We start from the raw sequence: 19,968 nt of genomic DNA on the forward strand, positions 1-19,968 counted from the left end.
AGAGCGTGAGATAAAAGCCTAGAGCTTGATCTCGATGTCAACGCCAGCAGGGAGGTCGAGACGCATCAGCGAGTCGACCGTGGAGGAGCTGGGGTCGAGGATGTCGATGAGGCGCTTGTGAGTGCGCATCTCGAACTCCTCACGAGAGTCCTTGTCCTTGTGCGGCGAGCGGATGACCGTGTAGAGGTTGCGCTCGGTGGGCAGGGGGATGGGGCCGGAAACGCGGGCGCCGGTCTTCTGCGCGGTGTCGACAATGAGCTTCGAGGACTGGTCAACGACCTCGTGATCGTAGCCCTTGAGGCGGATCCTGATCTTCTGGCTTGGCACGGTACTTACCTCCATCAATGAGCGTGATGCTCGTTGTCAATTACTTAAGAAGCGCTTCCGCCGTTCTTGGAGACGATCTCGTCACGGATGTTCTTGGGAACGGCCTCATAGGAGTCGAACTGCATGGTGTAGCTTGCACGACCCTGAGTCTGAGAACGGAGGTCGGTGGCGTAACCGAACATCTCGCCCAGGGGCACCTTGGCGCGGATGAGCTTGGTGTTGGCACGGTCCTCCATGCCCTCGATCTTGCCACGGCGGCCGGAGAGGTTGCCCATGACGTCACCCATGTACTGCTCGGGGGTCTCGACGACAACGGACTCGATGGGCTCGAGGAGGACGGGACCGGACTCCTGAAGGGCCTTCTTGATGGCCATGGAGCCAGCGATCTTGAATGCAGCCTCGGAGGAGTCGACCTCGTGGTAGGAGCCATCGACGAGCGTGACCTTGATATCCTGAACCGGATAACCAGCGATGACACCGGTCTCCAGGGCCTCCTGGATACCCTTGTCGACAGAGGGGATGTACTCCTTGGGGATGGAGCCGCCGACGGTGGCGTCGACGAACTCGTAGCCGAAGCCGGGCTCCATGGGCTCGAGGTCGATGACGGCATCGCCGTACTGGCCGCGACCGCCAGACTGACGGACGAACTTGCCCTGGACGTGGCTCACTGCCTTGCCCGCGGTCTCGCGGTAGGCAACCTGAGGCTTGCCCACGTTGCAGTCAACGTGGAACTCGCGACGCAGGCGGTCAACGATGATCTCGAGGTGCAGCTCGCCCATGCCGGCGATGATGGTCTGGCCGGTCTCGTGGTCGGTGTGCACGCGGAAGGTCGGGTCCTCCTCGGCGAGCTTGGCCAGGCCTACGGACATCTTGTCCTGCTCGGCCTTGGACTTGGGCTCGACGGCAACGTCGATGACGGGCTCGGCGAAGTCGATGGACTCGAGAACGATGGGGTTCTTCTCATCGCAGAGCGTGTCGCCCGTGGAGGTGTTCTTGAGGCCGACGCAGGCGACGATGTCGCCGGCGGAGCACTCCTCGCGGTCGACGCGGTCGTTGGCGTTCATCTCGAGGATGCGGCCCAGACGCTCGCGACCGTCCTTGACGGAGTTGTAGACATAGCTGCCGGACTCAGCCTGACCGGAGTACACGCGGATGTAGGTGAGCTTGCCGACGAAGGGGTCGGTCATGATCTTGAAGGCAAGGGCGCTGAAGGGCTCCTTGGCGTCGGCATGGCGGACATCGTCGTTGCCCTTGAGGTCGGTGCCGTTGATCTCGGTCACGTCAAGAGGGCTGGGGAGGTAGTCGATGACCGCATCGAGGAGCTCCTGGATGCCCTTGTTCTTGTAGGCGGAGCCCACGAAGACGGGGTTGAGCTCGCCGGCGAGGACGCCCTTGCGGATGGCGCGCTTGAGCTCGTCAACGGTGAAGTCCTCCTCCATGAGGATCTTCTCCATGAGCTCGTCGTCGAAGTTGGAGACGGCGTCGAGCAGCTCCTCGCGCTTCTCAGCGGCAATCTCGCTGAACTCCTCGGGAATGCCATCCATGACCTCAGGATAGATCATGCCCTTGGCGTCCTCCTTGAAGTCCCACGCCTCCATGGTGACGAGGTCGATGAGGCCCCAGAAGTTGGACTCGGCGCCCATGGGAACCTGGGCCGCGATCGCATTGGCGCCCAGGCGGTCCTTCATGGTCTCGATGGCGTGGAAGAAGTCCGCGCCAACGCGGTCGTACTTGTTGATGAAGGCGATGCGGGGAACGCCGTAGTTGGTGGCCTGGCGCCAGACGGTCTCGGACTGGGGCTGAACGCCTGCGACGGAGTCGAAGACGGCAACCGCGCCGTCGAGGACGCGGAGGCAGCGCTCGACCTCGGCGGTAAAGTCAACGTGGCCGGGGGTGTCGATGATCTGGATGACGTGGTCCTTCCAGAAGCAGGTGGTGGCTGCGGAGGTGATGGTGACGCCGCGCTCCTGCTCCTGAACCATCCAGTCCATGGTGGCCGCGCCATCGTGGACCTCACCGATCTTGTGGGTCTTGCCGGTGTAGTAGAGGATGCGCTCCGTGGTGGTGGTCTTGCCGGCATCGATGTGGGCCATGATGCCGATGTTGCGGAGGTCCTCGAGCTTGTACTTAACCTTTGCCATTCGCTACTCCTCGATTCCTGGACTAGAAGCGGTAGTGCGAGAAGGCGCGGTTGGCCTCTGCCATCTTGAAGAGGTCCTCGCGACGCTTGACGGAGGCGCCGACGCCGTTGGCGGCATCCATGATCTCGTTGGCAAGGCGCTCGGCCATGGTCTTCTCCTTGCGGGCGCGGGAGAAGTTGACCATCCAACGGATGGCAAGCGTGGTGGCACGGCGGGAGTTGACCTCCATGGGCACCTGGTAGGTGGCGCCACCGACGCGCTTGGGCTTGACCTCAAGGGTGGGGCGGACGTTGTCCATAGCCTTCTTGAAGATGGCCAGGGGATCCTGCTCGGTCTTCTGCTGGACAAGATCAAAGGCACCGTAGACGATGCGCTCCGCGGTGGCCTTCTTGCCATCGAGAAGGACCTTGTTGATGAGCTGGGTCACGAGACGGTTGTTGTAAACGGCGTCGGGAGTGACCTCGCGACGGTTTGCTGCTGCACGACGCGGCATGTGTTTCTCCTAAGAACTGGAATCTAATTCGACGGAACGCGGAGGCCTACTCCTTGGGGCGCTTGGCGCCATAGCGGGAGCGGGCCTTCTTGCGGTTCTGAACTGCCGCGCAGTCGAAGGCGCCGCGGATGATCTTGTAACGGACACCGGGCAGGTCGCGCACGCGGCCGCCGCGGATCAGGACGATGGAGTGCTCCTGCAGGTTGTGACCCTCACCAGGAATGTAAGCCGTGACCTCGATGCCGTTGACGAGGCGCACACGTGCGACCTTGCGCAGTGCGGAGTTAGGCTTCTTGGGGGTGGTGGTGAAGACGCGAGTGCAGACGCCGCGCTTCTGAGGGTTGTGCTGGAGGGCGGCGTTCTTCGACTTGGCCTTGTGCGAAACACGGCCCTGGCGAACGAGCTGGTTGATAGTAGGCAAAACTCTTCTCCTTCGTGAGAAACGTACGGTGGTTGGTGCGCGAGCACCTATGCATCAAGGACGGCGCAGCACCGCAGTCCTGGATTGGTATCCACGAAACAGATGCGTTGGTGAACATTACGCTCACATTGCGCTGTTGTCAAAAGCCCACGGTACCGGGCGTATCCCTATTTCACTGCATGCCCACATTGTTTCGTGATGGGAATGTCTCGCAGGGTCGGGCGGTGACGACAAAATGGAATTGAGCGTGATCCGCGCCTGGTGGCGCAGGTTCAGACCTGCCTTGTTGTCACATAGGGACCCCTTGTGACAACAAGGCGATAGAAATGCTGCGTTCCCCCCAGATGAGAGGAGCATTGTTCTTCTTTTTGTTGTCAGCTGGCGCATGGGGCGCAAGCCGAACGGCACGACGTGGTGCGACGAGGGGTCTAGTCCTCGCTGTCGCCCGGCTCGGCCTCGGCAGCATGGCTGAGACCGACGCGGATGAGCACCGCCACGTGCTCGTCTGTCAGGCGATAGAACACGCGCTGCCCCCTGCGACGAGACGTGACCAGGCCTCGGTCCCTCAGGAGACGCAGCTGATGGGAAATGGCGGATTGGGACACGTGGCAGACCTCCTGCAGGTCGGACACGCTCCTCTCCCCCATCACAAGTGAGCTCAGAATCTGAAAGCGCGTGAAGTCCGAGAGGGCGTCGAAAATCTGGGTCGCGCAATAGACCACGTCGTCGCTTGCCAGGCAGTCCTCCAAGGATGCTTCGCTCCCATGCGATCCGATCATGCTCCCCCCCTCCCGCTTCCGGCTTTTTCGCAGCGCTATTGTAGTTCACATGTTCACAGGAAGGCGCCCCGCCGCGCATGCGGCGGGGCGCCATGACAGCTGATGGGAGGAGCTACTCCTCGTCCTCGCCATCCTCGCTTCTCTCGACCTGAGAGAGGAGGTCGTGCAGGGAGCCAAGGTCCTCGTTGATGACCTGGTCGTCGCCCGCCTCGCTTGACCCTCCGATGAGCTCGTCGTCGGAGAACTCATGCTTGGAGGGGGCGGCGGTGCCGAGCATGATGTCATTGCCTGCGTCAGGCGAGAACACCATGTTGAGCAGCTGGGAGAGGTCCTCGCTGTCCGCCTCGTCCTCATCGGGCTCGAGGATGTAGAGGAGGTTGCGGGCCTCAAGGCCGTCACGAAGCTCCTCGATGGCCTTGGCGCCGATGCCATCGATGCGCAGGAGGTCGTCCTCGGTCTTGCCGATCAGGTCGCCCACGGTCTCGATGCCCACCTCGCTGAACTTGTTGGTCCAGCGCTGCGACACGCCGAGGTCGTCAAAGAGATAGAGCTTGGCGTCCTCGTTGGAGAGGGTGCGGCCGTTCTTGGAGTAAACTCCGCCGAAGCCGTAGTCGTCGCCAATCCAGTCGAGCTGCTTGGGCAGCTGCTCCTCGATCCCCTTGAGGCGCTCGGGGGCCCACTCGGGCAGGCTCTTGGCCATGGGGGAAGTGGGACCATCGATGCGCTGGCCGTGGTAGGTGAGCTTGACGTCGTCGTACGCCTTGAGTCCGGTGCCGGCGGGGATCTTCTTGCCCACGATGACGTTGGACTTGAGGTCGAGCAGGTGGTCCACCTCGCCCTTGATGGCGCTCTCGGTAAGAACGCCAGCGGTGCGGATGAACGACGCGCTGGACAACCAGGAGTCGATGGAGCTCGCGACCTTGAGGGTGCCAAGGATGACGGGCTCCGCCTCGGGGGGCGTGCCCCCTGCCAGGGCGATGTTGCGCACCGTGTCCGCAAAGACATAGCGGTCGACGTACTGCCCCAGCAGATAGGTGGAGTCGCCGGGGTTGGTCACCTGGACGCGACGCAGCATCTGACGGGCGATGACCTCGATGTGCTTGTCGTTCAGGTCAACGCCCTGAGAGGTGTAGACGTCCTTGACCGACTTTACGAAGGTGTGCATCGTCGACTCGATGTCCGTGAGCTTGCGAAGCTTGCGGAAGTTGACGAAGCCGCTGGTGATCTGGTCGCCGGCACGGACGGGGGCGCCATCCTCGACCTCGGGCATGAAGCGCACTGAGGTGGGGACCCTCCACTCCGCGAGAATGCGGGTGGAGTCGTCCGCGTCCAGGATGCGCAGCAGGTACTCGGTCTGCTCGGGCGTGATCGAGAGGGTGCCGGTGTACGGGGCAAGGTCCGCCTCGCGGCCCAGGATCTTCTCGTTCACGTTGCCGACGACGTCGAACATGCGGGCGACCGTGGGGAGGCCCTGCGTGATGTCGTCGGCGCCCGCGACGCCGCCGGAGTGAATGGTGCGCATCGTGAGCTGGGTGCCAGGCTCGCCGATGGACTGGGCCGCGATGATGCCCACGGAGGTGCCGATGTTGACCGGGCGCCTCGTGGAGAGGTCCCAGCCGTAGCACTTCTGGCAGACGCCGTACTTGGACTTGCAGGTGAGCAGCGCGCGGAGCTCGACCTTCTTCAGGCCATGCTCGACCAGCATGGTGAGGTCGTCCTTGGACTCGATGTATCCGTCCGCGGAGATGAGCACCTCACCAGTCGCGGGGTCAACGATGTCGTTGAGCGCGCAGCGGCCAATGAGGTCCGTGTCCACGTCGTCCTCGCCGGGCTTGATGATGTTGTAGAGGACGCCCTCGTCTGTGCCGCAGTCCTCCTCACGCACGATGACGTCCTGAGCGACGTCGACCAGGCGGCGGGTGAGGTATCCGGAGTCGGAGGTGTGCGACGCGGTGTCGACCAGGCCCTTACGGGCGCCATAGGTGGAGATGAAGTACTCCAGGGGAACGAGGCCCTCGCGGAAGTTCGCCTTGATGGGCAGGTCGATGGTGTCGCCGGACATGTCGGCCATGAGGCCGCGCATGCCTGCGAGCTGGCGGAGCTGGGTCTTGGAGCCACGGGCGCCGGAGTCGGCCATCATGTAGATGGGGTTGTCCTCGTCGAAGCCCTCGAGCATCTCGGAGCCCAGGGTCTCGGTGCAGCGCGTCCAGGCCTTGATGACCTCCGCGTGACGCTCTCGCTCGGAGAGGAAGCCGTCCTCGTAGTTCTCGTTGATCTGGTCGACCTGGGCCTGGGTCTCCTCGAGGAGCTGGGGCTTGTCGTCAGGGATCACGGCATCCCAGACCGAGATGGTGAGGCCGGCGCGCGTGGCATAGTGGAAGCCGCTGTGCTTGATGGCGTCCAGGATGGGCTCGACCTCCGCGGTGCTGTAACGGTCGCAGCAGTCGTTGACCAGGCTGCCCACGTCGCTCTTGACCATCTTGTAGTTCATGAAGGGATAGTCCGCGGGCAGGCACTGGCGATTGAAGATGACGCGGCCGACCGTGGTCTCGAAGCGCACGGCATGGTCGGTGACGTCAAGGTCCTCGAAACTCGCCTTGCCGGTCTTCACGCGGAAGAGCTTTCGGCCGCCCCGCTCGAGGTTCGCGTCCTCGGCAGACACGCGCACCTGAATCCTCGCCTGGATGTCAAGGCTGTTGCGGCAGTCGTAGGCATACATGGCGTCGTCGAAGTTCGAGAAGATGCGTCCCTCTCCCTCGGCGCCGTCCTTTGCCATGGTGAGGAAGTACACGCCAAAGACCATGTCCTGGGAGGGAACCGTGAGGACCTTGCCCGACGCGGGGGAGCGCAGGTTGTTGCTCGAGAGCATCAGCACGCGAGCCTCGGTCTGCGCCTGCGTGGACAGGGGCACGTGGACGGACATCTGGTCGCCGTCGAAGTCTGCGTTGAAGGGCGCGCAGACCAGCGGGTGCAGGTGGATGGCCTTGCCCTCTACGAGCACGGGCTCGAATGCTTGGATGGAGAGGCGGTGCAGGGTCGGCGCTCGGTTGAGGAGCACCAGGCGACCCTTGATGACCTCGTCAAGCACGTCCCAGACGGCAGACGCGCCGCGGTCGATGGCGCGCTTGGCGCTCTTGATGTTGTCGACCTTGCCCAGCTCGACCAGGCGGCGCATGACGAAGGGCTTGAAGAGCTCGAGCGCCATGGCGGAAGGCAGGCCGCACTGGTGCAGCTTGAGGTGCGGGTCAACGACGATGACCGAACGGCCGGAGTAGTCGACGCGCTTGCCCAGCAGGTTCTGACGGAAGCGTCCCTGCTTGCCCTTGAGGGACTCGGCCAGGGACTTCAGGGGCCTGCCACCGCGCCCGGTGACGGGGCGGCCGCGACGGCCGTTGTCGAAGAGGGCGTCAACGGACTCCTGGAGCATGCGCTTCTCGTTGTTGACGATGATCGCGGGGGCGTCAAGGTCGAGGAGGCGCTTCAGACGGTTGTTGCGGTTGATCACGCGACGGTACAGGTCGTTGAGGTCGGACGCCGCGAAGCGGCCGCCATCGAGCTGCACCATGGGGCGCAGGTCGGGCGGAATCACGGGAATGACGTCCAGGATCATGTTGGTGGGGTCGTTGTCACCCTTGAGGAAGGCGTCAACCACCTCGAGGCGCTTGACGGCCTTCTCCTTCTTCTGCTTCTGGGAGTCCTCGGAGGCGACAACGGCGCGCAGGCGCTCCGCCTCAGCGGGAAGATCGATGGTGGCGAGGAGGTCACGCACCGCCTCGGCACCCATGCCGCCCTTGAAGTAGATGGAGTAGTAGCGCTTCATCTCGGTGAAGAGGCCCTCGTCGGAGATGAGCTCGCGCTCCTCGAGCTGCAAGAACTTGTCGTAGGCCTCCCTGCGGAGCTGCTTCTCCTCCTCGTACTCCTCCTCGAGGTCGGCTATGCCGGCACGAATCTCATCGGCAGAGAGGGGCTCGATGTCTCCGAACTCGTCGCCCTCGGACTCGCCCTGGGCCTTGAGGCGCTCGATCTCGTCGGCAAGCTCGGCGTCGAGCTCCTCGAGGTCGGCGGCAAGCTCTTCCTTGAGGTCGTCGGCGTCGGCCTCGCGAGCCTCGCCGTCCACGCTGGTGATCACGTAGCTGGCGAAGTAGAGAACCTTCTCGAGGTCCTTGCTCTTCATGTCCAGCAGACGTGCCAGGGGGAAGCTGGTGGGGCTCTTGAAGTACCAGATGTGGCTCACGGGGGCCGCGAGCTCGATGTGGCCCATGCGGTCGCGACGGACCTTCGCGCTGGTCACCTCGACGCCGCAGCGCTCGCAGACGATGCCCTTGAAGCGGATGCCCTTGTACTTTCCGCAGGAGCACTCCCAGTCCTTGGTGGGCCCGAAGATCTTCTCGCAGAAGAGCCCGTCCTTCTCGGGCTTCAGCGTGCGGTAGTTGATGGTCTCGGGCTTCTTGACCTCTCCGTGCGACCAGCCGCGGATCTCATCAGCGGAGGCAAGCGAGATCTTGATGGCGTCGAAGTCTGCGGTATCGAAATCTGCCACGTTCGCTACTCCTTATCGTTGTCGACATCGGCTGCAAAGACGGCCTGGGCGCCCTCGCCGGCGGCGGGACCGCCGATCAGGACGTCTGCCTCGTCGGCGCTGGCCAGGATGTCCACTGCGTCAACCTCGACCGCCTCCTCGGCGGGCTTGGCCTCCTCGCGCTTCTTGTAGGAGATGGGCTTGATGTCAAGAGCAAGCGAGCGAATCTCCTTGACGAGGACCTTGAAGGACTCGGGGATGCCTGCGGAGGGCACGTTCTCGCCCTTGACGATGGACTCGTAGGTCTTGACGCGACCGTTGGTGTCGTCGGACTTGACCGTGAGGATCTCCTGCAGGACGTTGGAGGCGCCGTACGCGTAAAGCGCCCAGACCTCCATCTCGCCGAAGCGCTGGCCGCCGAACTGGGCCTTGCCGCCCAGGGGCTGCTGCGTGACGAGGCTGTAGGGGCCGGTGGAACGGGCGTGAATCTTGTCGTCCACCATGTGGCCGAGCTTCAGGATGTACGAGGTTCCCACCGTGATGGGGCTCTTGAAGGGCTCGCCGGTGCGGCCGTCGTACAGGGTCGTCTTGCCCATCTCGTTGAGCTGGGGCACGAACTCGGACCTCATGTGATCGCCATACTGGCGCATGGCCTTGTTCATGAGGTTGGTGTTGGCGCGGCGCAGGGCCTCTGCGACCTCGTCGTCCGTGGCGCCGTCGAAGACGGGCGTGGCGACGGGCATGTTGCCCTCGACGACCTTCTTGGAGTCGGCCTCCTCGATGTCCCAGCCGTGAGCCGCCGCCCAGCCCAGGTGGCACTCGAGCAGCTGGCCCACGTTCATACGGGAGGGAACTCCCAGGGGGTCGAGCAGCACATCGACGGGGGTGCCGTCGGACATGTAGGGCATGTCCTCCACGGGCAGGACGTTGCAGATGACGCCCTTGTTGCCGTGGCGGCCGGCGACCTTGTCGCCCTGCTGGATCTTGCGGCGCTGCGCGACGAAGACGCGGACGAGCTCGTTGACGCCAGGCGGGAGGTCGTCTCCGGCCTCGCGGCTGAAGCGGACGACGTCCACGACGCGACCGTAGGAGCCGTGGGGCATCTTGAGGGAGGTGTCGCGCACGTCATGCGCCTTTGCGCCGAAGATGGCGCGGAGCAGCCTCTCCTCTGCGGTCAGTGCGGTCTCGCCCTTGGGCGTGACCTTTCCGACGAGGATGTCCCCGGGGCCGACCTCCGCCCCGATGCGGATGATGCCGTCGTCGTCGAGGTTGGCGAGCATCTCCTCGGACTGGTTGGGAACCTCGCGGGTGATCTCCTCGGGCCCGAGCTTGGTGTCGCGGGCATCGATCTCATGGCGGGAGATGTTGACGGAGGTCAGCAGGTCATCCCTCACGACGCGCTCGGAGACGATGATGCCGTCCTCGTAGTTGTAGCCCTCCCACGGCATGTAGGCGACGGTGAGGTTGGTGCCCAGGGCGAGCTCGCCGTGATCGACGGAGGTGCCGTCGGTGAGGGGGTCTCCCGCCTCGACCTTCTGGCCCACGCGCACGACGGGACGATGGTTGATGCAGGTGCTCTGGTTGGAGCGCTCGTACTTGGGAAGGTCATAGCGCTCGGGACCCTTGGCGGTGTCGACCACAATGTGGGAGGCGTCAACCTCTACGACCACGCCGGGATTGGAGGCGAGGATGAGCTCGCCGGAATCGTAGGCGGCGATGCGCTCCAGGCCCGTGCCCACGAGGGGCGCGTGGCTCTTGATCAGGGGTACGGCCTGACGCTGCATGTTTGCGCCCATGAGGGTTCGCTTTGCGTCGTCGTGCTCCAGGAAGGGGATCAGGTTGGCCGCCACGGAGAGCAGCTGGCGCGGCGAGACGTCCATGTAGTCAACGGTGGACACGTCTACCTGGGAGGGGGCGCCGAAGGAGCCGTCGAAGTTGCGCGTGCGCGCGACGACGGTCTCTGCGACAACGACCTTCCCCTTGGAGTTGACGCGCACGAACTCGCCGGTCTTTGGATCGACGGGGACGTCGGCGGGGGCGATGACGTGCATCTCCTCCTCGTCGGCGGTCATCCAGTCCACGTCATCGGTCACCTTGCCGTCGACGACCCTGCGATAGGGGGATTCGATGAAGCCGTACTCGTTGACGTGGGCATAGAGCGCCAGCGAGCCGATGAGGCCGATGTTGGGGCCTTCGGGCGTCTCGATGGGGCACATGCGGGAGTAGTGGGAGTTGTGGACGTCGCGCACCGCGGTGGGGACGTTGGTGCGGCGGCTGGAGCCAGACTTGTGGCCCGCAAGGCCGCCAGGGCCCAGGGCCGAGAGGCGACGCTTGTGCGTGAGGCCGGCAAGCGGGTTGGACTGGTCCATGAACTGCGAGAGCTGGGAGGAGCCGTAGAACTCCTTGATCGCCGCCACGATGGGGCGGATGTTGATCAGGGACTGGGGCGTGATGTCGTCTGCGTCCTGGGATGCCATGCGCTCGCGGATGACGCGCTCCATGCGGCTCATGCCGATACGGAACTGGTTCTGGACCAGCTCGCCCACGGTGCGCACGCGGCGGTTGCCGAAGTGATCGATGTCATCGAGCTTCTTGCTGGCGTCGCCCTCGTGCAGAGCGAGCAGGTAGCGAAGGGCGCTCACGATGTCCTCGTTGGTGAGGACCTTCTCGCCGCTGTCAACGTCCAGGCCGAGCTTCTTGTTGATCTTGTAGCGGCCGACGCGAGCAAGGTCGTAACGCTGGTTGTTGAAGAAGAGGCCGTCGAGGAGGGAGCGGGCGTTGTCCACGGTAGGCGGCTCGCCCGGGCGCTGGCGACGGTAGATCTCGATGAGGGCGTCCTCGCGGGTGGTCGCGACGTCGCGCTCCAGGGTGGAGCGAACGATGTCGGAGTCACCCAGGAGGTTCATGATCTCATCGTCGCTCTCGGCGATGCCGAGGGCGCGCAGGAGGACCGTTGCGCTCTGACGGCGCTTGCGGTCGATGGAGACCACGAGATGGCCATGCTTGTCCACCTCGAACTCAAGCCAGGCGCCACGGGCTGGGATGAACTGCACGTGGTGAACCTGGACACCATTGTCCATCTCGGAGGAGAAGTAGACGCCGGGAGAGCGGACGAGCTGGGAGACCACGACGCGCTCGGTGCCGTTGATGATGAAGGTGCCACGGTCGGTCATGAGCGGGAAATCACCCATGAAGACGAGCTGCTCCTTGATCTCGCCGGTCTCCTTGTTGACGAAGCGGACGTCCACGAAGAGAGGCGCCTGATAGGAGATGTCCTTGGCGCGGCACTCGGCGATACTGGTTGGGGCATCACCAAACTGGTGCTCGCCAAACGAGACCTCCATGGTTCCCGCCGAGTTGCCTATGGGCGAGAATTCGGCGAACGACTCGGCGAGGCCGTCGGTCATGAATCGCTCGAAAGACTCCTTCTGCACGGAGATGAGGTTAGGCAGCTCCATCGCGTTCGAGATCTTGCTGAAGCTGACGCGTTCGCGCTGCTCCACTGGTACGGTGTGGGAAGACTTTGCGGTAGGCACCAGGCACTTCCTCCTTCAACGAGATAAAAAGCGGCAGTTGTCGCAATCTAATAAGGTAACGAAGAGTCCCAGGCCGGTCAAATGAAAAGTCTTGACATCTGGCTTCTTTTTTTATATGGGACAAGCCAGCGCGTTTACCTGCGGATGCGTGAAACTGATTGTGTATTAGCTGTGTGGCGTTTTGTTTCCCCTCTTGGGCGCGGGTTTCTGCCGCACAAGAAGAGGGGCCGGACCTACGGTCCGACCCCTCGGGCAATGCCAGCTTGAAGTAGCGAGTTACTTCAGGGTGACGGTTGCGCCGGCCTCCTCGAGCTGCTTCTTGGCGGCCTCGGCGTCGTCCTTCTTGGCACCCTCGATGATGACCTTGGGAGCGCCCTCGACGGCCTCCTTGGCCTCCTTGAGGCCGAGGGAGGTCAGAGCGCGGACGACCTTGATGACGGCGATCTTGTTGTCGCCGAAGGCGGTCAGCTCGACGTCGAAGTTGGTCTTCTCCTCCTCGGCGGCAGCGGCCACGGGAGCGGCAGCGGCGACGGCAACGGGGGCGGCGGCGGAGACGCCGAAGACGTCCTCCAGCTCGTGAACGAGCTCGGAAAGCTCGAGGGCGGGCATCTCCTTGAGGGCCTCGATGATCTCATCCTTGGTGACAGCCATGTCAATTCTCCTTCTATAGCGGGCGCCCTTCTTGGCACCCTGTCAGATGTTCTGGGTGGTGCGGATGGTGCGAAGGACGCCTACGCGGCGCTCTTCTGCTCGGCAACCTTGTCGAGCACGGTCGCGAGACCCCTGGCGGGACCAGCGCAGACCTGCGCAATGCCCGAAAGGGGGCTTGCGATGACGTAGACCAGCTGGGCCATGAGCTCGTCGCGGCTTGCCAGATCGGCGTAGGCCTTGGCCTCGTCGGCCGAGAGGGCCTGGCCATCGGCGATGGCACCGACCCACTCGATCTTCTTGAGGGACTCAGAGACCTTCTTGATGACCTTGGCGGCCTCCACGGGGTCCTTGTCGTAGAACACATAGGCGCAGGTGCCGACGAGACCATCGACCTCCGGCAGCTCAGCGTTCCTCAGCGCGATCTTGACGATGTTGTTCTTGTACACCTTCATGTGCGCGCCGACCTCAGCGAGGGAGCGGCGAAGCTCCTGGGTCTCCTTGACGGTAAGACCGCGGTAGTCGATGAAGAAGACACCCTTGGAGCTCTCCAGGGACTCGGCGACCTTGTCGAGCATGGCAACGTTGGACTTGTTGGGCATGTTGTTACACCTCCTCGTTCACGTTCGGGCACGAGCCGCCGACGCGGGCGGGCCTTCACGCAAAAGACCCCGCTTGGCGCAGCCAAAGCGAGGTCTTGGAAGATTCTTCCTTGAGACCACCTCGGCAGGCGGGATTTCCCTTTAAGCCCCTGGGGGCGCCGGCTGTCTTTGGCAGCGGACGTGCATGCTTGTCAATCTGCTCCTGAGAGCTTTTTGATTATCGCCCCCAGGACGGCACGCGTCAAGCGATTCGTCGTAGCCTGACGCATGCCCTTCATCGCATGGCCACACACGGTGGCGTGAGAAGAAAAGGCCCCGCCCGAAGGCGGGGCCCACTCAGCCTGATGCAAGCCGCAAAAGCTTACTCGGAGAGGAAGCCGCGGGTGATGGAGCCGTCGATCTTAACGCCGGGGCCCATGGTGGAGGAGACCACGACGGACTTGACGTAGCGGCCCTTCGCGCTGGAAGGCTTCACGCGAAGGAGCTCGGTGAGGAGGGCACCGTAGTTCTCGGCGAGCTTCTCGGCCTCGAAGGACACCTTGCCCATGGGGACGTGGCAGATGCCATAGCGGTCGGCGCGATACTCGACGCGGCCGGCCTTGAGCTCCTTGACCATCTTCTCGACGTCCATGGTCACCGTGCCCAGCTTGGGGTTGGGCATGAGGCCGCGGGGGCCGAGGACGCGGCCGAGGCGGCCGACCTTGCCCATGAGGTTGGGGGTGGCGATGACGGCATCGAAGTTGATGTTGCCGGCCTGGATCTCTGCGAGCAGGTCATCGGAGCCGACGATGTCGGCGCCTGCAGCCTCCGCCTCGCGGGCCTTCTCTCCCTCGGCGAACACGGCGACGCGCACGTCCTTGCCGGTGCCGTTGGGCAGAGAGATGGAGCCGCGGACGTTCTGGTCTGCCTTGCGGGTGTCAACGCCCAGGCGGACGGAGACCTCGACGGTCTCGTCGAACTTTGCGCTGGCGAGCTCCTTGACGAGGCTCATGGCCGCAAGCGGGGTGTAGAGCTTGCCAGCCTCGAGCTTGGAGGACGCCTCCCTGTAGTTCTTTCCGTGCTTCGGCATGTTCCTACCTCCTGTGGTAGTCACGTGGTTTGACGGGCGCCGTAGGCCCTCCCACATTGTCTTCAGCCCTGCGGGCGCGGGACTGCTGGAACGCTCGGCGCTACTCGGCGATGGTGACGCCCATGGAGCGGGCGGTGCCGGCAACGATCTTCTTGGCGGCGTCGATGTCGTTGGCGTTGAGGTCCGGCATCTTGATCTCCGCGATCTTGGTGAGCTGCTCCTGAGAGAGCTCGCCGACCTTGTCGCGCTGGGGAACGCCGGAGCCACCCTTGAGGCCGAGCTCCTTCTTGATCAGCTGGGCCGCGGGAGGGGTCTTGGTGATGAAATCGAAGGTGCGGTCCTCGTAGACCGTGATCTCGACGGGGATGATGTCACCCATCTTGTCCTGCGTAGCGGCGTTGAACGCCTGGCAGAACTGCATGATGTTGACCTGGGCGGCACCCAGCGCGGGTCCAACGGGAGGCGCGGGGTTGGCCTGGCCGGCGGGAATCTGGAGCTTGATGAAGTGCGTGATCTGCTTCTTGGCCATGATCTCTTCTCCTTGTGCTGAGCGTACATGCTTATGTGCGCCTGGCCCGAGAAGCAATCCTCACCGATTACGGGCCAAGCCGGGGTTTCTAGGCTATGGTGACAACCTGATCGAGAGTGAGCTCGACCGGAGTCTCGCGACCGAAGATCATGAGCATGACCTTGACCTTGCCCGCCTCGGGCATGACCTCGGACACCTGGCCGTCGAAGTCCGCAAGGGGACCGGAGACGACCTTGACGGACATGCCCGGCTCCAGGCTCGTGGTGGTGTGCTTGGCGACGGGGACGTTCTGGGGATTGGTGCGACGCATGATCTTGTTGAACTCGGAGCGGCGCAGGGGCGCCGGCTTGCCGTCCACGCCAACGAAGCCCGTGACGCCAGGCGTGTTGCGGACGACAGCCCAGCTGTTGTCGTCAAGCTCCATGCGAACGAGGACGTAACCGGGGAAGACCTTGTTCTCCTTGGTCTCCCTCTTGCCGCCCTCCTTGATCTCGGTCACTTCCTCGGTGGGAATCTGGATGTCAACGATCTGACGCTCCATGCCGTAGGTCTCGATGCGGTGCTCGAGGTCGGTCTTGACCTTGTTCTCGTATCCCGAGTAGGTGTGGACCACATACCAGCGCTTCGCCATATCCCGCTACCCCCTCAGTCCGGTGAAGCCGACAAGGAGCGCGACGAAGCCCGTGTCAACGAGCCACACGGCAAGGCCCACGACGACCAGGGCGACGATGACGGCGACGGAGTAGTTCTTCAGCTCCGCCTTGTCAGGCCATACGACGCGGTGCATCTCCGAGCGGACCGCCGAGAGATAGCTGCGCAGGCGTCCAGGACGCCTGGCGGCCTTCTTGGTGGGCTGGGAGGAGACGAGCGCGGCCTTCTCTTTCCCCTCTTCGGAGGAAGTCAGCTGGGTCTCACGCTCAGCTCGCTCCTGTGCGCGGGCCTGGCGTGCGCTACGCTTCTGACGCTCTTTTTTCGCCATCCTTCTCAAACCCCTCTGGGGCAAAGCCCCTTTTCATAGAAACCGGCTAACCCCGAAGGGATAGCCGGTGGTGTAAGCTGGCACGCCAGGAAGGACTCGAACCCTCAACACTCGGTTTTGGAGACCGATGCTCTACCAATTGAACTACTGGCGTGTATGAAACCTAGTTTAGCGGGTTTCCTTGTGCAGAGTGTGCTTGTGGCACCACGGGCAATACTTCTTCAGCTCCATACGATCAGGGTTGTTGCTCTTGTTCTTGTCGGTGGTGTAGTTGCGACGCTTGCACTCCGTGCATGCGAGGGTAACCATTGTACGCATGAATCCTCCTGTTGATAGTCGCCGCCGAAATAATCTCGATGGCGACGCGATGGAATACGCTATCACCCACCACCCCAAACTGTCAACTTCCTTGGGTAGCGAATGTTCGCCTCAACAAAAACGTCAAATGCATTCCCGCATGCACGCCATGGAACACACAAAAAGCTCGGTGCCCTCCTGAGAGGGCACCGAGCCCGTTAGCACGAGAGAGCTTGCTGGAAGCTACTCGATGATCGTGGAGACACGACCATCGCCGACGGTGTGGCCGCCCTCGCGGATGGCGAAGCGGAGACCCTGCTCCATGGCGATGGGGTGGATGAGCTCGCAGGAGACCGTGATGTGGTCGCCAGGCATGGCCATCTCGACCTTGCCGCCGTTGGCGTCGGTGAGCTCCTGGATGTCACCGGTGACGTCCGTGGTGCGGAAGAAGAACTGGGGGCGGTAGCCGGAGAAGAACGGGGTGTGACGGCCGCCCTCGTCCTTGGTCAGGACGTAGATCTCGCCGGTGAACTTCTTGTGCGGGGTAACGGAGCCGGGCTTGCAGATGACCTGGCCGCGCTGGATGTCCTCGCGCTTGATGCCGCGGAGGAGCAGGCCGACGTTGTCGCCAGCCTCGCAGAAGTCCATGGTCTTGCGGAACATCTCGATGCCGGTGCAGACGGTGCTCTGGTTGTCCTTGATGCCGACGATCTCGACGGGCTCGTTGAGCTTGAGCTCACCGCGCTCGACACGGCCGGTGGCGACGGTGCCGCGGCCGGAGATGGTCATGACGTCCTCGATGGCCATCAGGAAGGGCTTCTCGTTGTCACGGGCGGGCGTGGGGATGTAGGAGTCGACCTGGTGCATGAGCTCCACGACGGAGTCGATCCACTTCTGCTCGCCGTTGAGGGCGCCGAGGGCGGAGCCGCGGACGATGGGGAGGTCGTCTCCGGGGAAGTCGTACTCGGAGAGGAGGTCACGGGTCTCCATCTCGACGAGGTCGATGAGCTCGTCGTCGTCAACCATGTCGCACTTGTTCAGGAAGACGATGATGTAGGGCACGCCGACCTGACGGGCGAGCAGGATGTGCTCGCGGGTCTGGGCCATGGGGCCGTCGGTGGCGGCGATGACCAGGATGGCGCCATCCATCTGAGCGGCACCGGAGATCATGTTCTTGACGTAGTCGGCGTGGCCGGGGCAGTCGACGTGAGCGTAGTGACGCTCCCAGGTCTCGTACTCGACGTGAGAGACGGAGATGGTGATGCCGCGCTGACGCTCCTCGGGAGCCTTGTCGATGTTCTCGAAGGCAGTGAAGTTGGCCTTGCAGCCCTCGGTCTCGGACAGGACCTTGGTGATAGCGGCGGTAAGGGTGGTCTTACCGTGGTCAACGTGACCAATGGTACCAATGTTTACGTGCGGCTTGGAACGATCGAACTTCTCCTTGGCCATTGCCGTCCTCCTTAAGAAACAACCCTCGGGCCATCTTGCTTCTACTTATATTTCAAAAGGCGCCGAAGCGCCTTAAGAATTCTGGTACCGGTGACTGGATTCGAACCAGTGACATCGCGGGTATGAGCCGCGTGCTCTAACCAGCTGAGCTACACCGGCAAGGTGCCTGCCTGAAAACATGGAGCCCGCGACCGGATTCGAACCGGTGACCTCTTCGTTACCAACGAAGTGCTCTACCGACTGAGCTACACGGGCGAATGGTGGGGATACCTGGACTCGAACCAGGGAACCCAGAGGGAGCGGATTTACAGTCCGCCGCAGTTGCCGCTGTGCCATATCCCCATTCACGCTTTCAAGCTGCTCGCTTGGGAGTTCCCTTGCAAGCGGGGGAAATATTACGACTCGATAAACCCATTGTCAACGTAATCCACGCAGCCGGGCGTATCTTTCCCACGAATCCTGCACAAAGCGAGGTAGACGCCACTTTTTTGCTCCTGCCGAAGGCAGAGTCGGCTTCTTGGCCATAAAATTCCCGGCAAGAAAAAGCCGGGGATGTTCCCCGGCCGGCTTGGTCTCTGGAGCTGGTGGCCGGACTCGAACCGGCGACAACTAGTTTACAAGACTAGGGCTCTACCAACTGAGCTACACCAGCGCCTGCGCATTGCAGCATGATAGCGCCTCCGTCACCGGCGCGCCAGCTACAGCTGGGACCTGCCGAGAAGCGCATCGAGCCTTGCGCGCGTGCCCGGGTCGAGGCGGTCCTCCAGCGTGAGCTTGCGCGCCGTCCGATCCTGGAGCTCGCGCTCGATGTCCGCGTTCATCTGCGCCACGTCCGTCACCAGCACGTCGCTGGAGATGCGTGTCACGGGGACTCCCCCCACCGTCGCCCTGATCGCGTTGTCGGAAGTGATGACCGTGACCTCCCGGGGCTGAAGGCGCGCACCGGTCACCAGGCGCTCGATGACCTCGTCGGCGCTCTGCCCCGCCTCCGAGAAGATTACGCGGATCCCAGCCTTGCCCAGGTTCGGCCTGTCGGGGGAGACGTTCCCGGCGGCGTCGAAGACCACAACCGCCTCGTAGCGGCCCTGGGCGTAGGCGGCGACGTCTGCGATGAGCCTCTCGCGCGCGCTCTCGAAGGGGTCCGCCCCGTCTGCCTCGCCCATGAGGGACATGTAGCTGGGCGACTTGAAGATGACGTTGTAGCCATCCACGACCAGCAGCTCTCCGGAGCGGCTAGGCACGGCTCCCCTCTCCCTGGCCCTGGCGCCTGAGCCACTCGTAGCACATGACGGTTGCCGCCTGGGCCACGTTGAGCGACTCCACGCGCCCGCGCTGCGGCAGCCGGCGCTCGAAATCGCACCTCTCGCGCAGGAGACGGGAGATGCCCTCTCCCTCTGAGCCCATAACCAGGCAGAGCCTGCCTGCCAGGGGGGCCTCCCACACGCTCTGCTCGGCGTGCTCGGTGGCGCCGGCGACCCAGAAGCCCGCGCGCTTGATCTGGTCTACGGCGCCGGCCAGGTTGGGCACCTGGGCGATGGGCAGGTGCATGACGGCGCCAGCGGAGGTCTTGTAGGCGCCCACCCCCACGCTGGCGGCGCGCGCCTTGGCAATGACCACGCCCGCGGCCCCAACCACCTCGGCAGAGCGCACGATGGCGCCAAAGTTCCCCTCGTCGGTCACATGGTCAAGCAGGACAATGAGGCCGTCGCCGGGCCCGGCTGCGGCGATGACCTCCGAGAGGTCGCTGTAGGCAAAGGGCCTGGTCTGGGCGACGAGGCCCTGATGGGCCCCATGGGAGCTCAGCGCGTCCAGGCGAGGCTTCGGCACGAATTCGATGGGAACGCCCGCCGCGGAGGCACGCTCCACCAGCCGTGCGAGGGTCTGGTCCTGGCCGTCGGATCCCGCCTGGACCAGCACGCGCCTCAGGGGGAGGCCGCTCTCGAGCGCCTCGGCGAGGGCGCGCCTGCCCTCGAGCAGGCCGACCTCGTGGCCCTCGGAGCGAGGGGCGCGCCCATGCGCCGCAGGTGCGGACCTGCCGGCGTGGGCGTTGCGGCCGCGAGACCCTGCCTGGCGCTGCCCCCTGACCTGCTGGCCGGGCTGGGGGGAGCCGCCCTTCCTTCCGGGCTTGGGCGGTTGGGGGGAACGGCCCTGGGCGCGCCTTCCCTGTCCCTTGGGCATG

17 protein-coding genes and 5 tRNA genes are annotated in these 19,968 nt (G+C 63.7%); all 22 read right to left on the reverse strand.

The annotated features are described in order from the left end of the window. Window positions 1-18: 18 nt before the first annotated feature. The gene (rpsJ, locus tag CZ375_RS06730) at window positions 19-327 is read right to left on the reverse strand and encodes a 30S ribosomal protein S10 (RefSeq protein WP_077598471.1); all 309 of its coding nucleotides are present in this window, start codon (window positions 325-327) and stop codon (window positions 19-21) included. Window positions 328-371: 44 nt separating this feature from the next. Further along, window positions 372-2,468, reverse strand: coding sequence for an elongation factor G (gene fusA / locus CZ375_RS06735; protein WP_077598472.1), 2,097 nt, complete (start codon window positions 2,466-2,468; stop codon window positions 372-374). Window positions 2,469-2,490: 22 nt separating this feature from the next. Further along, window positions 2,491-2,961, reverse strand: coding sequence for a 30S ribosomal protein S7 (rpsG, locus tag CZ375_RS06740; protein WP_077598473.1), 471 nt, complete (start codon window positions 2,959-2,961; stop codon window positions 2,491-2,493). Window positions 2,962-3,007: 46 nt separating this feature from the next. Further along, a complete protein-coding gene (gene rpsL, locus CZ375_RS06745; RefSeq protein WP_077598474.1) occupies window positions 3,008-3,382 on the reverse strand; it encodes a 30S ribosomal protein S12 in 375 nt (124 codons plus the stop codon). Between the two features lie 428 nt (window positions 3,383-3,810). Beyond that, entirely contained in the window at window positions 3,811-4,161 is a 351-nt protein-coding gene (locus CZ375_RS06750) for an ArsR/SmtB family transcription factor (protein WP_077598475.1), read from the reverse strand. A 112-nt stretch (window positions 4,162-4,273) separates the two neighbouring features. Then, window positions 4,274-8,701 carry a DNA-directed RNA polymerase subunit beta' gene (locus CZ375_RS06755; RefSeq protein WP_077598476.1) on the reverse strand — a complete coding sequence of 1,476 codons (4,428 nt, stop codon included), beginning with the start codon at window positions 8,699-8,701 and terminating at the stop codon, window positions 4,274-4,276. A 5-nt stretch (window positions 8,702-8,706) separates the two neighbouring features. Next, complete coding sequence (gene rpoB / locus CZ375_RS06760) at window positions 8,707-12,216, reverse strand: DNA-directed RNA polymerase subunit beta (RefSeq protein WP_077598477.1); 3,510 nt, start codon at window positions 12,214-12,216, stop codon at window positions 8,707-8,709. 276 nt (window positions 12,217-12,492) lie between these two features. After that, window positions 12,493-12,867 (reverse strand): 50S ribosomal protein L7/L12, encoded by a 375-nt coding sequence (rplL, locus tag CZ375_RS06765; protein WP_077598478.1) that lies wholly within the window; start codon window positions 12,865-12,867, stop codon window positions 12,493-12,495. An 80-nt stretch (window positions 12,868-12,947) separates the two neighbouring features. Then, window positions 12,948-13,466 (reverse strand): 50S ribosomal protein L10, encoded by a 519-nt coding sequence (gene rplJ / locus CZ375_RS06770; protein WP_077598479.1) that lies wholly within the window; start codon window positions 13,464-13,466, stop codon window positions 12,948-12,950. 361 nt (window positions 13,467-13,827) lie between these two features. Continuing rightward, on the reverse strand, window positions 13,828-14,535 hold the full coding sequence (rplA, locus tag CZ375_RS06775) for a 50S ribosomal protein L1 (protein ID WP_077598480.1): 708 nt from the start codon (window positions 14,533-14,535) through the stop codon (window positions 13,828-13,830). A gap of 100 nt (window positions 14,536-14,635) precedes the next feature. Continuing rightward, window positions 14,636-15,064, reverse strand: coding sequence for a 50S ribosomal protein L11 (gene rplK / locus CZ375_RS06780; RefSeq protein WP_077598481.1), 429 nt, complete (start codon window positions 15,062-15,064; stop codon window positions 14,636-14,638). 88 nt (window positions 15,065-15,152) lie between these two features. After that, complete coding sequence (gene nusG / locus CZ375_RS06785) at window positions 15,153-15,695, reverse strand: transcription termination/antitermination protein NusG (protein ID WP_077598482.1); 543 nt, start codon at window positions 15,693-15,695, stop codon at window positions 15,153-15,155. A 6-nt stretch (window positions 15,696-15,701) separates the two neighbouring features. Next, window positions 15,702-16,043 carry a preprotein translocase subunit SecE gene (gene secE / locus CZ375_RS06790; RefSeq protein WP_077598483.1) on the reverse strand — a complete coding sequence of 114 codons (342 nt, stop codon included), beginning with the start codon at window positions 16,041-16,043 and terminating at the stop codon, window positions 15,702-15,704. 78 nt (window positions 16,044-16,121) lie between these two features. Then, window positions 16,122-16,197 (reverse strand) — tRNA-Trp (locus CZ375_RS06795). 14 nt (window positions 16,198-16,211) lie between these two features. Next, complete coding sequence (gene rpmG / locus CZ375_RS06800; protein WP_077598484.1) at window positions 16,212-16,361, reverse strand: 50S ribosomal protein L33; 150 nt, start codon at window positions 16,359-16,361, stop codon at window positions 16,212-16,214. A gap of 222 nt (window positions 16,362-16,583) precedes the next feature. Continuing rightward, window positions 16,584-17,789, reverse strand: coding sequence for an elongation factor Tu (gene tuf, locus CZ375_RS06805; protein ID WP_077598485.1), 1,206 nt, complete (start codon window positions 17,787-17,789; stop codon window positions 16,584-16,586). Between the two features lie 82 nt (window positions 17,790-17,871). Further along, window positions 17,872-17,948, reverse strand: a tRNA-Met gene (locus CZ375_RS06810). Between the two features lie 20 nt (window positions 17,949-17,968). Next, window positions 17,969-18,044, reverse strand: a tRNA-Thr gene (locus CZ375_RS06815). Window positions 18,045-18,047: 3 nt separating this feature from the next. Continuing rightward, window positions 18,048-18,131 (reverse strand) — tRNA-Tyr (locus CZ375_RS06820). 234 nt (window positions 18,132-18,365) lie between these two features. Further along, window positions 18,366-18,441, reverse strand: a tRNA-Thr gene (locus tag CZ375_RS06825). 46 nt (window positions 18,442-18,487) lie between these two features. Next, on the reverse strand, window positions 18,488-19,030 hold the full coding sequence (locus CZ375_RS06830) for an NYN domain-containing protein (protein ID WP_077598486.1): 543 nt from the start codon (window positions 19,028-19,030) through the stop codon (window positions 18,488-18,490). Then, window positions 19,023-19,967: a 23S rRNA (guanosine(2251)-2'-O)-methyltransferase RlmB gene (rlmB, locus tag CZ375_RS06835; RefSeq protein ID WP_077598796.1), complete on the reverse strand. Its 945-nt coding sequence runs from the start codon at window positions 19,965-19,967 to the stop codon at window positions 19,023-19,025. Before rlmB ends, CZ375_RS06830 begins: the two co-directional genes overlap by 8 nt. Window position 19,968 lies beyond the last annotated feature (1 nt).

This window comes from Olsenella urininfantis (assembly GCF_900155635.1).
Lineage (GTDB): Bacteria > Actinomycetota > Coriobacteriia > Coriobacteriales > Atopobiaceae > Olsenella_G > Olsenella_G urininfantis.

Bases quoted from the DNA above. Each gene is read 5' to 3' on its own strand.
- fusA (WP_077598472.1), bottom strand. From the start codon at position 2,468: ATGGCAAAGGTTAAGTACAAGCTCGAGGACCTCCGCAACATCGGCATC.
- rplA (WP_077598480.1), bottom strand. From the start codon at position 14,535: ATGCCGAAGCACGGAAAGAACTACAGGGAGGCGTCCTCCAAGCTCGAG.
- rplL (WP_077598478.1), bottom strand. From the start codon at position 12,867: ATGGCTGTCACCAAGGATGAGATCATCGAGGCCCTCAAGGAGATGCCC.
- rlmB (WP_077598796.1), bottom strand. From the start codon at position 19,967: ATGCCCAAGGGACAGGGAAGGCGCGCCCAGGGCCGTTCCCCCCAACCG.
- tuf (WP_077598485.1), bottom strand. From the start codon at position 17,789: ATGGCCAAGGAGAAGTTCGATCGTTCCAAGCCGCACGTAAACATTGGT.
- rpsG (WP_077598473.1), bottom strand. From the start codon at position 2,961: ATGCCGCGTCGTGCAGCAGCAAACCGTCGCGAGGTCACTCCCGACGCC.
- CZ375_RS06750 (WP_077598475.1), bottom strand. From the start codon at position 4,161: ATGATCGGATCGCATGGGAGCGAAGCATCCTTGGAGGACTGCCTGGCA.
- nusG (WP_077598482.1), bottom strand. From the start codon at position 15,695: ATGGCGAAGCGCTGGTATGTGGTCCACACCTACTCGGGATACGAGAAC.
- rpmG (WP_077598484.1), bottom strand. From the start codon at position 16,361: ATGCGTACAATGGTTACCCTCGCATGCACGGAGTGCAAGCGTCGCAAC.
- secE (WP_077598483.1), bottom strand. From the start codon at position 16,043: ATGGCGAAAAAAGAGCGTCAGAAGCGTAGCGCACGCCAGGCCCGCGCA.
- rplJ (WP_077598479.1), bottom strand. From the start codon at position 13,466: ATGCCCAACAAGTCCAACGTTGCCATGCTCGACAAGGTCGCCGAGTCC.
- rplK (WP_077598481.1), bottom strand. From the start codon at position 15,064: ATGGCCAAGAAGCAGATCACGCACTTCATCAAGCTCCAGATTCCCGCC.